A 14448-nucleotide genomic window follows, 5' to 3' on the forward strand; every position below is an offset into this window, starting at 1 on the left:
GCGGCCCGACGACGCTGGAGGTTCGATGTCCGTACCCGCCGACCGCCGCTACGGTCCCGCGACCCTGCCGAGGGCGCGGGGTCCGCTCTCCACGGCGGTCATCGAGGCGCTGCGGCGTCCGCCGCACGACCTGCCGACCGATCTCGGCGTCGGCCTCGACCCGGCGGACCCGATCGTCGACGAGGACCTTCAGCTGACGCTGTTCCTCTGCTACGAGCTGCACTACCGGGGTTGGCTCGGGGTGGACGAGTCGTGGGAGTGGCAGCCGACACTGCTGGCGTTGCGGGCCCGCTGCGAACGCGTCTTCGAGGCGGCGCTGCGCCGGCTGGTCGGGGCGCCGTCGGTGCCTGCCGCCGGGGTGGCGGCCGGCCTGGCCGAGCTGGTCGCGGCCGACGACGGACCGGCGCTCGCCTCGCGGCTGCAACGACGCGCCGACCTCGCCCAGTTCCGCGAGTTCGTCGCCCACCGCTCCGTGTACCACCTGCGCGAAGCGGACCCGCACAGCTGGGCGCTGCCCCGCCTCGGCGGTCCCGCCAAGGCCGCGCTCGTGGAGATCCAGACCGACGAGTACGGCAACGGGCGGCTGGACCGGATGCACGCCGAGCTGTTCCGGCGCACCCTCGACCGGCTGGGCCTGGACACCAGTTACGGCGCCCACGTCGACGTGGTGCCGGCGGTGACGTTGGCGACCAACAACCTGATGTCGCTGTTCGGGCTGCACCGACGGTTGCGCGGCGCGCTGCTCGGGCACCTGGCCGCGTTCGAGATGACCTCCTCGCTGCCCAACCGCCGCTACGGCAACGGGCTGCGCCGGCTCGGCTTCGACGAGGTGGCCACCCGCTTCTACGACGAGCACGTCGAGGCCGACGCGGTGCACGAGCAGATCGCCGCGCACGACATGTGCGGCGGCCTGGTCGCCGTGGAGCCGGCCCTCGCCGGCGACGTGCTCTTCGGCGCGGCGGCCGGGCTCGCGGTGGACCGGCTGTTCGCCGCGCACCTGCTGGACAGCTGGGCCGACGGCCGTAGCTCGCTGCGGACACCAGCCCCGCCGGACCTGCCGCCCACGGTGTCGCTCGTCGCGTTGCCCGCGGTGGCCCCGCCGTCTCCGCCCGCGCTCGTCTGATCCACACCGCCGGCTGTCGGGGTGGGGCCTGCCGCGCGGAATCCGTCCTTTGCTCTGCACCCGCCTGCGCACCACGCACGCTGCGTAACTGGCGCGTGGGCGGGTGCAGAGCAAAGGCGGCGTGACTCTGGTGTGGCCCGACCGTGCGCCTGCGCGGCGTGACGCGACGACCTGGGTCAGCGCTCGCGGGTGGTGCCCGCCCGGAAGTTGATCGCCTTGTGGGTGCCGTCGCAGAACGGCTTGAGCGCCGACTTGCCGCACCGGCACAACGCCACCGTGCCCCGCCGCGCGTCGATGCGTTCGCCGTCCGGGGTGACCAGCGCGAAGTCGCCACGGACCAGCAGCGGTCCGTCCTCGTACGGGGTGATCGTGGCGGCGGCGGGCTCGCTGGTGTCGTCGGTGTGCATGGCCCCGGAAGTGCCCGCCCTGACCCTGCCGAAACCCGCGCGACCGAACGCCGGTGATGACCGGGGCACCCCGCTGACCAGCGGAATGTGCCGCCGGGTGGGTGATGCCCCGTTTGAACCCCATCGGGACGGGAAGCCGGGCCGCGTGGTGAGCGAACGAGGCAAGGTGGGGCCGGTGCACAAGGTGCGCAAGGGGCTCACGGCCGATGGCGCCGGTCTCGCCGGCGACCGGGTCGTGGCAGCGGGCAGTAGCGCCCGGGTGCTGGTCGCCGCCACCGCGCGGGCGCTGCGCGGGGTCGACTGCGCCGACCTCGGGCACACCGGGCCGACGTCGCGCTTCCCCGGCGCCCCCGAGCCGGTACGCCGCGCGGCCGCCACCCGCGCCGCCGGCCGGGTCGCGCTGACAGTGGCCCAGACCGACGAGGTGGACGCCGCCCGGGTGGCCCGCTGGTTCGTCGACCAGTACCCCCGGCGGCGCTACCCCGGGGTGCTGATCGGCTCCCCGCACGGCGCGGTGGCCCACCTCGCGGTGGCTCTCGGCGTGCCGTGGCTGCCCGCGGGATTCGAAATGACGGTGCACTGGTCCGAGGGTGGGGTGGACCGCCCGGCGGACGCCGCGGAGCACGGCGCGGCACTCGCCACCCGGTTGCTCGCCGGCAACGCCGACCTGCACCTGCGTCAGGTGCACTGCCCGGCCAGCCGTGGCGCGCTGACCGGGGCGACCGTGTCGCTGACCGCCGCGTGGCGGGCCCTACCGGCCGCGTACGCGACGTTTCTGGCCGACCGGCTGATGCCGGGTGCGCCGGTGCTGCTCGTCCGCGACGCGCGCACCTGGCCGGCGCTGGAGCGCGCCCCGGGGCACAGCTTCCAGGTCGGCTGCCCGGGCAGCGGGCTGGACCCGGTGGACTTCCACCCGGACAGCCACGCCCTGCGGCAGGTGCTGCGCTCCGTCGGCGGCGACGCGACCCGGTGGGAGCCACCGGAGGTGTCCGTACCGTCGGCGGACGCCGAGCACGGCGTCGACCCGGGCTTCGAGCTGGCCGCGCGGGACTGGACCGCCCAGCACCAGCACCCGCTCCACCGGGTGCTGGTGCCCCGGCCGGCGGCGCTGAGCGCGGGCGTGGCCGACCTGTACCGGCGGTGGCTGCGGCGCGCCGGCAAGACCGGTGACCGGTTGGTGGTGGAATGCGGCCGGCTGCTCGACCCGTGGCAGGTGGTGCGGGCGGGGCTGGTGCCGTACTGGTGCGAGAACGCCACCCGCCGCAGTGTCGACGAGGCCGAGTGGTGGTTGGCCGGCAGCGAGGCGTTCAGCTCGGTGGACGTGCTGCCCGAGCCGCCCGGGGTGCGCTCGCCCGCGCTGGCCGGGTTGCCGCAGTGGCTGGCCGTCGCCGGGTTCGGCCGGCGGCGTCGGGCGCTGGACCGCACCACCGCCCGGGGCTACCCGGTCACCTCGGTGCCCACCCGCCGGGCCACCGAGGTGCTGCGGGCCCAGCCGTACGACCTGCCCGCGCCGCCCCCTCTGGGGGTCGCCGAGGCGTTGGCAGTGCTCCGCGACAGCGGCGGCCACCAGGGGTTGTTGGTCTCCTGAGACGGAGGACGCCGAAACATCCTCGCGAACCCGGGGTCCCGTGATTGAGTACCTACGGAGCGGGAACATCGCTGGCTGCGACGGCCTAATTGCGCTGCGTAGAGGCGGTGTCGCCCGCTGGCATCCCAGTCACTGACCCACTTTCCGGCCCGGTGCGTGGCTCGACCACGCGCACGACCGGTTTCCCGATCCGGGCGGGGGACCTTCCTGAGGGAGGCGCGGATGTTCGGACAGACGAGCACGACCACGACCACACCACCACCCACCGATCGAGGTCTGGAGGATCTCGACGCGGCGGCGATGGCGTACGCGGCCCGGATCGCCGGGCTGCCGCCGGAGCGGCGGGGGGAGGCTCGGGACGACCTGGTGCGCTTCGCGCTGCCGTTCGCCGGGCGGTTGGCCCGCCGCTACCGGGGGCGCGGAGAGCCGCTGGAAGACCTGGAGCAGGTGGCCCGGCTGGGGCTGGTCAACGCCGTCGACCGCTATGACCCGGAACGGGGCTCGTTCACGGCGTACGCCGCGATCACCATCGTGGGCGAGATCAAACGACACTTCCGGGACCGGACCTGGGGCGTGCACGTGCCCCGCCGGCTGCGGGACCTGATCCTCGAGGTGGGGCAGGCCACCGCCGCGCTGACCAGTGAGCTGTCCCGGGCCCCGTCGGTGGCCGAGCTGTCGGCCCGGCTGGAGACCCCGGAGGAGGAGATCCTCGCCGCCCTGGAGTCGGCGGCCGGCTACAGCCCGGCCTCGCTGAACGCCCCGGTGGGTGGGGAGAGCTCCGCCGAGTTCGGCGACCTGGTCGGCGAGTCGGACAACGCGTTGGAGTCGGTCGACGACCGGGTGACGGTGAGCGGCCTGCTGCACCGACTGCCCTGGCGGGAACGGCGGATCCTCGCGATGCGCTTCTACGGCAACCAGACCCAGGCGGAGATCGCCGCCCGGTTCGGCATCTCGCAGATGCACGTGTCCCGGCTGCTGTCGCGGGCGCTCACCTGGCTGCGCCAGGCGATGCTCGCCGACGCGCCGCCGCCGTGGCAGAACGGCGCCGCCGAACCCGACCCGGGCAAGACCCGGATCTCGGTCAAGCAGAACGGCGACTCGGTGGTCGTCGAGGTGGGCGGCGAGATCGACCGCGACGGCGCGGACCAGCTGCGTCGGGCCATGCTGGAGGCGGTCACCGGTCAGCCCAGCGAGGTGGTCGTCGACCTGGTCGGCGCGGGCGGCTTCGACGCCGGTGGGATCGCCGCGCTGATGGCCGGGCGGGAGGCCGCGGAGCGGACCGGGGTGCCGCTGCGGCTGACCCGGGTCCAGCCCGCGGTACGCCGTTCGCTCACCGCCGCCGGACTGGCACCGGCCCGGGACTGACCGCACCACGTACCCGCACCGCACGCACGAGGTACCCGCACAGGCGCAGGGCCGACACCCGGCTGGGTGTCGGCCCCGCTGCTCGCGTACCCCCGGTCAGTGCTCTTCGGGGTTGCCGTCGCTGTGCGGGTGCCGCCAGCGCTCGTGCGGCTTCGGCGCGTCCTCGGCGTCCTGCGGCGGGTCGCTCTGCTCGAAGCTCGGCCGGCGGACGCCCTCGGGCTCCGGCACGTCCACCGGGCGCGCGCCGGAGCGCGGCGCCGGCTGGTAGTCGGCCGCTTCGCGGGCGCCGTGCGCGCCCTCGGCGGCCGGCGACTCCGGGACGTGGTGTTCCAACCGCAGTTCGTCGCTGAACTGCTGCGGCGGTTTCGTGGTGCGTTGGGGCAGGTCGCGGCCGAGATCGGCGACGAGCGGACCGTACTTCAGGTCGAAGGCGGGGCGCTCGGAGCGGATCCGCGGCATCCGGTCGAAGTTGCGCAGCGGCGGCGGGCAGCTGGTGGCCCATTCCAGGGAGTTGCCGAAGCCCCACGGGTCGTCCACCGTCACCATCGCCCCGTACCGCCAGGACTTCCAGGCGTTGTAGATGAAGAAGAGGGTGGACAGGCCGAGGATGAACGCGAAGACGGTGGAGATCGTGTTCAGGGTGGTGAAACCGTCGGTGGGCAGGTAGTCGGCGTACCGGCGGGGCATGCCCTCGTTGCCCAGCCAGTGGTGCACCAGGAAGGTGCCGTGGAAGCCGATGAACATGGTCCAGAAATGCGCCTTGCCGAGCCGCTCGTCGAGCAGCCGCCCGGTCATCTTCGGCCACCAGAAGTAGTAGCCGCCGAAGAGGGCGAAGACCACGGTGCCGAACACCACGTAGTGGAAGTGCGCCACCACGAAGTAGCTGTCGTGGGTGTGCCAGTCCACCGGCGGGCTGGCCAGCAGGACGCCGGTGAGCCCGCCGAGCAGGAAGGTGACCAGGAAGCCGATGGCGAACAGCATCGGCGTCTCGAAGGTGAGTTGCCCCTTCCACATCGTGCCGATCCAGTTGAAGAACTTCACACCGGTCGGCACCGCGATCAGGTAGCTCAGGATGCTGAAGAACGGCAGCAGCACCTGACCGGTGGCGAACATGTGGTGCGCCCACACCGTCATCGACAGCACGGTGATGGCGACGGTGGCCAGCACGATCCCGGTGTAGCCGAACAGCGGCTTGCGGGAGAACACCGGAATGATCTCGGTGATGATGCCGAAGAACGGCAACGCGATGATGTAGACCTCGGGATGGCCGAAGAACCAGAACAGGTGCTGCCAGAGCATCGGGCCGCCGGTGGCCGCGTCGTACACGTGCGCGTTGAGCAACCGGTCGGCGGAGAGCGCCAGCAACGCGGCGGCCAGCAGCGGGAAGACGAGGATCACCAGCAGGCTGGTGAACAGCATGTTCCAGGTGAACAGCGGCATCCGGAACATGGTCATGCCGGGCGCGCGCAGGGTGAGGATCGTGGTGATCAGGTTGACCGCGCCGAGGATGGTGCCGAGCCCGGAGACGACCAGGCCGAGCACCCACATGTTCGCGCCCACCCCGGGGGAGTTCTCGACGCTGCTCAGCGGGGTGTAGGCGGTCCAGCCGAAGTCGGCCGAGCCCTGCGGTGTGATCAGCCCGCCGATCACCATCAGCCCGCCGAACAGGTACAACCAGTAGGCCAGCGCGTTGAGGCGGGGGAACGACACGTCCGGCGCGCCGATCTGGATCGGCACGATGTAGTTGCCGAACCCGAAGGCCGCGGGCGTGGCGAACAGCAGCAGCATCACCGCGCCGTGCGAGGTGAAGAGCTGGTTGTACTGCTCGGGGGAGAGGAACTGCATCCCCGGGCGGGCCAGCTCGGCCCGCATCATCATCGCCTCCAGGCCGGCCAGTATGTAGAAGCCGAAGGAGGTCAGCAGATACAGCAGGCCGATCTGCTTGTGGTCGGTGGTGGCCAGGAACTTGATCAAGGTGTTGCCGGGTATCGGTGTCCGTACCGGCCCCGGGAACCCTCCGAACCGGGCCGGTGCCAGGATCGCCGGGCCCCGATCGCGACCGGGTTCCGTGGTTACCCGCTTGGGCATGGCTGCTCACCCCGTCGTGACGGCAGAAAGGACGGGCGTGCCTACCCGACCCTCGCACCATGTAACCAGGCCAGAGCGGTAAATTCGGTCAGAACGCTGGTACCGGGCGCAAGCGCCTCGAACCGTCAGGTCGCCGGCAGCATCGCCCAGACGGCCTTGCCCTGGCCGGCCGGCACGCTGCCCCACCGCTGGGCCAGCTCCCGGACCAGCATCAGCCCGCGTCCGCCCTCGGCGCGCAGGTCCGTGCCGCCCGCCCGCGCCTGGGCGCTGCTGCCGTCCACCACCGCCAGGTGCAGGTACGGTCGGCGCAGGGTCACCGTCACCTGCATGGGCGTGCCGGCGTGCCGGACCACGTTGCCGACCAGCTCGCTGAGCACCAACGCGGCCGGGCCGGACGCGTCGGGCAGGTTCCACCGCGTGCACGCGTCGGTGACCAACTCCCGGGCCCGCCGGCAGGCCTCGGCCACCGGCTCCAGCCGGGCCCGCATCCGCGGCGCGGACGACGCGTCGGCCAACCGGGTCGCCTCCGCGCAGTCCGCGGACACCGGGAGCACCCGGCAGGTGCTCGACTCGGCCAGCCACCGCGCCGCCACCGGCGACGGGGCGCAGAGCAGCACCGGCACGGCCGGCCACTCCTCGGCCCGCCGGGCGGTCGCGGCGAACACCGACAGCGCCAGTCGGTCCTCGACGGTCACCCCGGCCATGTCGACCACCAGCGCCTCCGGCTGGTCGACGAGCGCGTCGCTGAGCATCTGATGCACCGAACGCATCGTGCCGAGGTGCAGCGGGCCGGTGAGCCGGACGACCGCCACCGGTGCCGTGGTGCGCACCTCGCAGGTGATCCCGCTCGACATCGGCGCCTCAATTCGCTGCTGGGTCGGGATCTGCCAACTACCCGACGCCGTTCCCGGTCAAACCGGACCGACGGCGGAGGCGAGACAGGTCACCCGCCGCAACCCCGGTCAGCGACGCGACCGGCCGGTCAGCGCACCCGATGCGATCATGACCACGCCGAGGCCCAGGTGCAGCCAGCCGTCGGCGTCGTTGACCGGTAGCACGTTCGCCCCGGTGTCCTGGTCCACCACCAGCCCGTAGAGCCAGAGCACCAGGAGCACCGCGCCGCCGCCGACCAGGAACGCCCGCGCGCCGGTGACCGTCCGCGCCAGCAGCAGACCCGCCACCCCGAACGCCAGGTGCACCAGGTTGTGCAGCACCGACACCTGGAAGACACCGAACAGGTACGCGCCCGAAGCGCGGCCGGCGAAGCGCAGCGCGTCCGTGCCGCTGGTGATCCCCGGCACGAAGCCGAGCGCGCCGAGCAGCAGGAACAGCACCGCCACCGTCGCCGCCGCCCGCCGGACCGGCGGTTTACCGTCCGCCGGGTTGGCCCGGGCCCGGGAGTGCGCCATCGGTCCGACCATTCCCGGCTCCTCGTCGCACGGCGGGCATGAGCGCTGCGGGCTACCCGCTGCCGCTACCGGCAAACCGGCTGGCCGCGCGCGCCGTGGTTGCCGCCGTCGGTCAGGCCGGCAGCAACCGCGGCGCGCGCGCCGACTGCCGGACCCGCTCGTACAGCTCGACGTAGCGCTGCGCCATCACCGCGGGCGTGAAGCGCTGCGCGGCCACCCGCCGGCACTCGTCCGGGTCGAGCAACTCGGCGGCGAGCAGAAGATCGCCCAACTCCTCCTCGTCGGTGGTGAGCAGTCCGGTGCGACCGTGCTCGATCAGCTCCGGCAGGCAACCCCGGGCCGTCGCCACCACCGGTGTCCCCAGGGCGAGCGACTCGACGACAGCCGTGCCGCCCGGCTCCTCCCACCGCAGCGGGAACAGCGACGCGCGGGCGCTGGCCAGCAGGTCGTCGCGCTCCTGGCCAGCCACGGTGCCGACCCAGCGGACCAGGTCACCGTCGACGTGCGGGGCCACCTCGTCGAGGAAGAACCGCACGTCCGGGTTCTGCCGGGCCTCGTCGCCCGCCGCGGCCAGATCGGCCGGCCGATGGTACGGCCCGACCGGGCCGGCCAGCACCAGCGGAAGACCGACCCGGTGCGCGAGCCGGGCACCCACGTCCTGCCCCTTGCCGGGGTTGATCCGACCCAGGATGAGCAGGTGCTCGCCCTTCTCCGGCCGGGGCCGCCGGTCGGCGTCGACCGCCAGCGGGGTGGACAGGTGCACGTGCCCCACCGAGTGCTCCCGCAGCGCCAGCGGGGCGCGAGCCAGCTGCGACGCGGAGACGCCGTTGACCCGGACCCGGTCGCCGCCGTCCAGGCTGCCGTAGAGCGCCGGGTGCTTGGCCAGGTCCCAGTGCAGGGTGTGCAGGGTCGGCGGCCCCGCCGGCCCCATCGCGGCGAGGGTGGCCAGCCCGACCGCCTCGACATGATCGTGCACCAGATCGATGTCGTCGCGGGAGTGCAGCTCACGGACCACCCCGGCCAGGTGCGCCTGGGCGATCCCACAGACCTGGTTGTACGGCCGTTGCAACGCGGCGAACTGCCCGTCGGCGAAGACCGAGACCCGCTCGTCGACCGGCAGCGTGCTGCTGCCCACCGAGGCGAGCACCACCCGTACGCCCAGTCGCCGCAGCTCCGGCACCAGGGTGGCGATCACGTTCTCGATGCCGCCGTAGCCGGGCGGTGGCACCGACAGCCACGGACCGGCGTTCATCAGCACGGTGAGGCTCTGCGCGCTCACGCGGCGGCCACCCGGCGACGGGGAACCCGGTGACGCAGTTCGGCCAACGGCGGGCGTTCCTCGATGGAAACGTCGCTGACCACGATCTCGCGGTCCAGGTTCGGCAGGGTGTCCGAACCGCCACGACGGAACTGGGTCAGCAACGCCTCCGGCGCCAACCCGGGGGTGGCCCACCCACGCCGTTGCAACCGGGACCAGGCGGTCAACATGATCTGCGCGGACATCCGACCCAGGGCGGCGGTGTCCTGGTGCCGGTGCTTGCGCTCACCGAGATCGACCTGCGCCAGCGCGTCCAGGCCGACCAGATCGAGCAGGTCGATCATCATGGCCGTCTCCACCCCGTACCCGGAGACGAACGGCACCTGGGCCAGCACGTCGCGGCGGCCCGCGTACTCGCCGGCCAGCGGCTGCACGAAACCGGCCAGCTCCGGCCAGAAGAGGTTGAGCAGCGGACGGGCCATCAACTCGGTCACCCGGCCCCCACCGTCCTGTTCCACGTTGGCGGTGCCCACCAGGGGCCGGTGGTAGAAGCCCTTCACGAAGTCGACCGACGGGTCGGTCAGCAGCGGGCCGAGCAGCCCACTGACGAAGTGCGGCCGGAACTCCCGCAGGTCGGCGTCGATGAACGCCACCACGTCCCCCTCGGCGGCGGCCAGCCCGGCCCAGAGCGCGTCGCCCTTGCCGGTGAGCCGGGGCAACCCGCGGGTCATCGCGTCCTGGCTGACCACCTCCGCGCCGGCGGCGCGGGCCACCTGAGCGGTCCGGTCCGTCGATCGGGAATCCACCACGATCAGCTCGTCGACCAGCGCGACCCGATCCATCAGGTGTTCGCGGATCGTCGACACGATCGCGCCGACGGTGGCCTCCTCGTTGCGCGCCGGCAGCACCACGCTGACCCGGGTCCCACCCTTGGCGCGCATCAGCCGACGGGTCGGCCAGTCCGCAGCCGACGTCGTCCGGTACGTGGCCCACGCCTCCACCACCGGTGACACGCTCGATGTCGTATCCCGCACGGGCACCCCTCCATTCGTGCGTGGAAAAACCGAATTTGGTTGTTCCCATTCCGCATCACGCGCTAACCGCTTTCCTGGCAACAGCTTGATCACAGAGGGGACGTCAGTGCGTTCCCGGGGGATGAACGTTTGATTGCGCACACCCCAGGGGACTGCTCCCAGCGCAGCTGAAAAGTCTTCGAAGGGGTGTCGGGATGCGGAAATGCCGGGTGGGTCTGGTCGGAGCCGGCGGCGTGGCACAGCGCCACGCACGGGTGCTGGCCGGGTTCGACGACGTCGAACTGGTCGGCGTCACCGACGTCGCACCGGAGGCCGCGTCCGCGCTGGCCGCCCAGCACGGCGGGCGGGCCTGCGCCGACGTCGGCGAACTGCTGGCCACCGGCCTGGACGCCGTGTACGTCTGCGTGCCCCCGTTCGCGCACGGCCCCGCCGAGGAGGCGATCATCGAGGCCGGGGTGCCGATGTTCGTGGAGAAGCCCGTCGCTGTCGACCTGGACACCGCCGAGCGGATCGCCGACCTGGTCGCGCGGCGCGGACTGCGCACCGCCGTCGGCCACCACTGGCGCTACCTGAGCGTGCTCGACCAGGCCCGCGACCTGCTCGCCGACCGCCCGGTGCGGATGGTCAGCGGCACCTGGCTGGACAAGGTGCCCCCGGTGGCGTGGTGGTCGCGGCGGGACCGCTCCGGCGGCCCGGTGGTCGAGCAGGCCGCCCACGTGCTCGACCTGATCCGCGTGCTGGCCGGCGAGGTCACCGAGGTCACCGCGTACGGCAACGGCACACCGCCGCCGGTCGACGGCGCCGACATCGACTCGGTGACCACCGCCGCACTGCGCTTCACCGACGGTGCGGTCGGCACGCTCAGCGCCGCCTGCGTCCTCGGCTGGAAGCACCGCGCCGGCCTGGAGATCCTCGCCGACGGGTTGGCCCTCGCGATCACCGAGGACGGGCTGTCGATCCGCGACGCCGACGGCGAACGACACCTCCCCGCCGACCCGGAAGCCGCCCGGGTGGCGGTGGACCGCGCCTTCGTCGACGCCGTCCGCGGCATCGGCGACGACGTGCGCGTCCCGTACGCCGAGGCCCTCGCGACCCAACGTCTGGCCCTCGCGGTGGCCGACTCGGCCCGTACCGGCACGACCGTGCGGCTCGCCACCGCGACCGCGCCGGCGGTGCTCGCCAGCGGGGTGACCGTCGATGCGTGACAAGGTCGTGGTGGTCACCGGTCCCGGCCAGGTCGATCTGGTCGACCAGGACGCCGCGCCGCTGCGTCCCGGCACGTTCCGGGTCGAGACGCTGTTCAGCGGTGTCTCCGCCGGCACCGAGCTGAGCTACGTCAAGGGCACGAACCCCTACCTGAACGTCACCTGGAACGCCGACCTGGGGCTGTTCCAGCCGGGCCCGGCCAGCACTCCCTACCCGGTGACGCGACTGGGGTACATGCAGGTCGGCCGGGTGGTGGAGAGCGAAACACCGGCCGTCGCGGTGGGCACTGTCGGTGCCATGACGTACGGGCACCGCACCGGGTGGCTGGCCGACCCGGTCGCCGAACGGTTCGTGGCGCTGCCCGACGACCTGGACCCACTGCTCGGCGTGTACGTCGCGCACATGGGCCCGATCTGCGCCAACGGGCTGCTGCACGCCGCCGCCGACCTGCACGGCACCGACGTCCGGGCGCTCGGCGACGGGGTACGCGGCCGACGGGTCGCCGTCATCGGCGCCGGTGTCGTGGCGTTGCTGACGGCGTTGTTCGCCCGGCGCAACGGGGCCGCGTCGGTGGTGGTGCTCGACCCGACCCCGCACCGCCGGCAGGTCGCCGAGGCGCTCGGCCTGGAAACCCTCGACCCGGACGCGGACGACCCGGCGGTCGTGCTCAAGACCCGCTGGGCGCACACCGCCGGCGACCGGGGCGCCGACGTGGTGTTCCAGTGCCGGGGGCAGGCGTGGGCGTTGCACCTCGCCCTGCGCCTGCTGCGCCCCCAGGGCACCGTCATCGACCTCGCCTTCTACCAGGGCGGCGCGGACGCGGTCCGCCTCGGTGAGGAGTTCCACCACAACGGGTTGTCGCTGCGCTGCGCCCAGATCGGCCGGGTGCCGCGCGGGCTCGCACCCACCTGGGACCGCGAACGGCTCTCCGCCGAGACCATCGACCTGCTCCGGGCGTACGGCGACACGATCCGCAAGCACCTCGTCTCGGCGGTGGTGCCGTTCGACGAGGCCCCCGCCCTCCTCACCGACCTGGCCGACCGTCGCCGCCAGGAACTCCAGGTGGTGCTCGCCACCTGACCCGCCGGGCCGGAGCGCGCCCGCCCTGGTGACACGGCGGACTACCGTTCCCGGCATGAGCACCTCGACGCACCGGCCGGCCGGCGGCACCGCGACAGACCGGCCGGGCGGCGGGGCCGCCGCGGGCCGGCCGGTCGGCCTGGGCGCGCTGCTGCCGTACCTGCGGGAGCACCGCGGCACCCTGGTCGTGGTGGGCGTCCTGTCGCTGGTCGGCTCGGCGGCGTCGTTGGCGCAGCCGCTGCTCACCCGGTCCGTGCTCGACCGGATCGGCGCCGAGCAGGGGGTGTCCGAGCTGGTGGCGGTGCTGGTGGCCCTCGTGGTGCTCGGCGCGGCGATCGGCGGGCTGCGCGACTACCTGCTGCAACGCACCGCCGAAGGGCTGGTGCTGGGCACCCGGCGCCGGCTGGCCGGTCACCTGCTGCGGCTGCCCATCGCCGAGTACGACCGCCGGCGCACCGGCGACCTGCTCTCCCGGGTCGGCTCGGACACCACACTGCTGCGCGCCGTCGTCACCTCCGGTCTCTTCGAGACGGTCACCGGGGCGGTGACGGTGGTCGGCGCCGGCACGGCCATGGTGCTGCTCGACCCGCTACTGTTCGGCGTCACCCTGCTCGGGGTGGCGCTGGGGCTGGCCTTCGCCGCCACCTTCGCCCGTCGGGTCCGGGCGCTGGCCCGGACCGCCCAGGAGCGGATCGGTGAGATGACCTCGGCGGTGGAACGGGCCATCTCGGCGGCGCGGACCATCCGGGCCAGCCGCGCCGAGGCCCGGGAGACGCAGACCGTCACCGGCAGCGCCCGGGAGGCGTACACGGCGGGGCTGCGGGTGGCCCGGGTGCAGGCGCTGGTCGGCCCGATCGGCTCGGTCACCGTGCAGGGCGCCTTCCTGCTGGTGCTCGGCATCGGAGGGGCGCGGGTCGCCGCCGGGGCGATCTCCGTCGGTGACCTGGTCGCGTTCGTCATGTACCTGTTCCTGCTGGCCCTGCCGCTGGGCCAGGTGCTGCGGGCGTACACCCAGTTGCAGTCCGGCCTGGGCGCCCTGCAGCGGATCGAGGAGATCCTCGCCGTGCCCGCCGAGGGCGCTGACGACCGGCCGGCGCCCGCCACCGCGACGGCGACCCCGCGCCGCCCGACGCCGATGATCGAGTTCGACCGGGTGGGTTTCGGCTACCCGGGTGGCGAGACGGTGCTGCACGAGGTCACCTTCGCGGTGCCCGCCGGCACCCGGACCGCCCTGGTCGGCCCCTCCGGCGCCGGGAAGTCCACACTGCTGGCCCTGGTCGAGCGGTTCTACGAGGTCAGCGCCGGCGCGATCCGACTCGACGGCACCGACGTGCGGGACCTGCCCCGCGACGCGCTGCGGGCCCGGCTCGGCTACGTCGAGCAGGAGGCCCCCGTGCTGGCCGGCACGCTGCGGGAGAACCTGCTGATCACCACCCCGGACGCCGCCGACGACCGGCTGCGCGAGGTCCTCGACGCTGTCAACCTGGGACACCTGGCGCAGCGCACCCCGCAGGGCCTCGGCGTGCAGGTGGGGGAGGGCGGCGTCCTGCTCTCCGGGGGTGAACGGCAGCGACTGGCCATCGCCCGCGCGCTGCTCGCCGGCCCGCCGGTGCTGCTGCTGGACGAGCCGACCAGCAACCTCGACTCCCGCAACGAGGTCGCGCTGCGCCGCGCCATCGACGCGGTGGCCGTCCGCCGGACGCTGCTGATCGTGGCGCACCGGCTCGCCACGGTGGTCGACGCCGACCAGATCGTCGTCCTCGACGGTGGCCGGGTGGTGGCCGTCGGCACCCACGCCGAACTGACCGCCACCGACCCGCTGTACCGGGAGCTCGCCAGCCACCAGCTGCTGGTCGGCTGACTCCGTCCCGGTGCCGCCGACTTGCCGGG

12 protein-coding genes are annotated in these 14448 nt (G+C 73.4%); 6 read left to right on the forward strand and 6 right to left on the reverse strand.

The annotated features are described in order from the left end of the window. Positions 1-25: 25 nt before the first annotated feature. Positions 26-1123 carry an iron-containing redox enzyme family protein gene (locus AB0C03_RS26000; protein ID WP_357639425.1) on the forward strand — a complete coding sequence of 366 codons (1098 nt, stop codon included), beginning with the start codon at positions 26-28 and terminating at the stop codon, positions 1121-1123. Between the two features lie 176 nt (positions 1124-1299). On the opposite strand, the gene AB0C03_RS26005 is transcribed toward AB0C03_RS26000, so the two are convergent. Beyond that, complete coding sequence (locus tag AB0C03_RS26005) at positions 1300-1530, reverse strand: CDGSH iron-sulfur domain-containing protein (protein ID WP_030332684.1); 231 nt, start codon at positions 1528-1530, stop codon at positions 1300-1302. A gap of 145 nt (positions 1531-1675) precedes the next feature. On the opposite strand from AB0C03_RS26005, the gene AB0C03_RS26010 reads away from it, so the two are divergent. Then, positions 1676-3118: a hypothetical protein gene (locus AB0C03_RS26010; protein ID WP_374224342.1), complete on the forward strand. Its 1443-nt coding sequence runs from the start codon at positions 1676-1678 to the stop codon at positions 3116-3118. Between the two features lie 222 nt (positions 3119-3340). Further along, positions 3341-4483, forward strand: coding sequence for a SigB/SigF/SigG family RNA polymerase sigma factor (locus AB0C03_RS26015; RefSeq protein ID WP_030332689.1), 1143 nt, complete (start codon positions 3341-3343; stop codon positions 4481-4483). A gap of 96 nt (positions 4484-4579) precedes the next feature. Here AB0C03_RS26015 and ctaD read toward each other — a convergent pair whose 3' ends face one another. From ctaD to AB0C03_RS26040, 5 genes are all read right to left on the reverse strand, one after another. Further along, complete coding sequence (gene ctaD, locus AB0C03_RS26020) at positions 4580-6571, reverse strand: aa3-type cytochrome oxidase subunit I (protein WP_210866908.1); 1992 nt, start codon at positions 6569-6571, stop codon at positions 4580-4582. A gap of 125 nt (positions 6572-6696) precedes the next feature. Further along, positions 6697-7425, reverse strand: coding sequence for an ATP-binding protein (locus AB0C03_RS26025; protein ID WP_030332694.1), 729 nt, complete (start codon positions 7423-7425; stop codon positions 6697-6699). A 108-nt stretch (positions 7426-7533) separates the two neighbouring features. After that, positions 7534-7992 (reverse strand): DUF4383 domain-containing protein, encoded by a 459-nt coding sequence (locus tag AB0C03_RS26030; RefSeq protein ID WP_400445795.1) that lies wholly within the window; start codon positions 7990-7992, stop codon positions 7534-7536. Between the two features lie 100 nt (positions 7993-8092). Further along, positions 8093-9232, reverse strand: a complete 1140-nt coding sequence (locus AB0C03_RS26035; RefSeq protein ID WP_357639539.1) for a glycosyltransferase — start codon at positions 9230-9232, stop codon at positions 8093-8095. Positions 9233-9255: 23 nt separating this feature from the next. Next, positions 9256-10239 (reverse strand): glucosyl-3-phosphoglycerate synthase, encoded by a 984-nt coding sequence (locus AB0C03_RS26040; RefSeq protein ID WP_357639542.1) that lies wholly within the window; start codon positions 10237-10239, stop codon positions 9256-9258. A 227-nt stretch (positions 10240-10466) separates the two neighbouring features. Between AB0C03_RS26040 and AB0C03_RS26045 the strand changes: the two genes are divergently transcribed. The 3 genes from AB0C03_RS26045 to AB0C03_RS26055 are packed head-to-tail and all read left to right on the forward strand — an operon-like array spanning position 10467 to position 14419. Continuing rightward, positions 10467-11477, forward strand: coding sequence for a Gfo/Idh/MocA family protein (locus AB0C03_RS26045; protein WP_357639429.1), 1011 nt, complete (start codon positions 10467-10469; stop codon positions 11475-11477). Continuing rightward, the gene (locus AB0C03_RS26050) at positions 11470-12558 is read left to right on the forward strand and encodes a zinc-dependent alcohol dehydrogenase (protein ID WP_030332703.1); all 1089 of its coding nucleotides are present in this window, start codon (positions 11470-11472) and stop codon (positions 12556-12558) included. The genes AB0C03_RS26045 and AB0C03_RS26050 overlap by 8 nt, the downstream gene beginning before the upstream one ends. A gap of 55 nt (positions 12559-12613) precedes the next feature. Beyond that, positions 12614-14419, forward strand: a complete 1806-nt coding sequence (locus AB0C03_RS26055) for an ABC transporter ATP-binding protein (protein ID WP_357639431.1) — start codon at positions 12614-12616, stop codon at positions 14417-14419. The last annotated feature ends 29 nt before the right edge of the window (positions 14420-14448 follow it).

The organism is Micromonospora parva, from assembly GCF_040649675.1.
Taxonomy (GTDB): domain Bacteria; phylum Actinomycetota; class Actinomycetes; order Mycobacteriales; family Micromonosporaceae; genus Micromonospora; species Micromonospora parva.

Excerpts from the sequence above, each read along its gene's own strand:
- AB0C03_RS26005 (WP_030332684.1), bottom strand. The coding sequence starts at position 1,530 with ATGCACACCGACGACACCAGCGAGCCCGCCGCCGCCACGATCACCCCG.
- AB0C03_RS26055 (WP_357639431.1), top strand. The coding sequence starts at position 12,614 with ATGAGCACCTCGACGCACCGGCCGGCCGGCGGCACCGCGACAGACCGG.
- AB0C03_RS26030 (WP_400445795.1), bottom strand. The coding sequence starts at position 7,992 with ATGGTCGGACCGATGGCGCACTCCCGGGCCCGGGCCAACCCGGCGGAC.
- AB0C03_RS26045 (WP_357639429.1), top strand. The coding sequence starts at position 10,467 with ATGCGGAAATGCCGGGTGGGTCTGGTCGGAGCCGGCGGCGTGGCACAG.
- ctaD (WP_210866908.1), bottom strand. The coding sequence starts at position 6,571 with ATGCCCAAGCGGGTAACCACGGAACCCGGTCGCGATCGGGGCCCGGCG.
- AB0C03_RS26050 (WP_030332703.1), top strand. The coding sequence starts at position 11,470 with ATGCGTGACAAGGTCGTGGTGGTCACCGGTCCCGGCCAGGTCGATCTG.
- AB0C03_RS26000 (WP_357639425.1), top strand. The coding sequence starts at position 26 with ATGTCCGTACCCGCCGACCGCCGCTACGGTCCCGCGACCCTGCCGAGG.
- AB0C03_RS26025 (WP_030332694.1), bottom strand. The coding sequence starts at position 7,425 with ATGTCGAGCGGGATCACCTGCGAGGTGCGCACCACGGCACCGGTGGCG.
- AB0C03_RS26035 (WP_357639539.1), bottom strand. The coding sequence starts at position 9,232 with ATGAACGCCGGTCCGTGGCTGTCGGTGCCACCGCCCGGCTACGGCGGC.
- AB0C03_RS26015 (WP_030332689.1), top strand. The coding sequence starts at position 3,341 with ATGTTCGGACAGACGAGCACGACCACGACCACACCACCACCCACCGAT.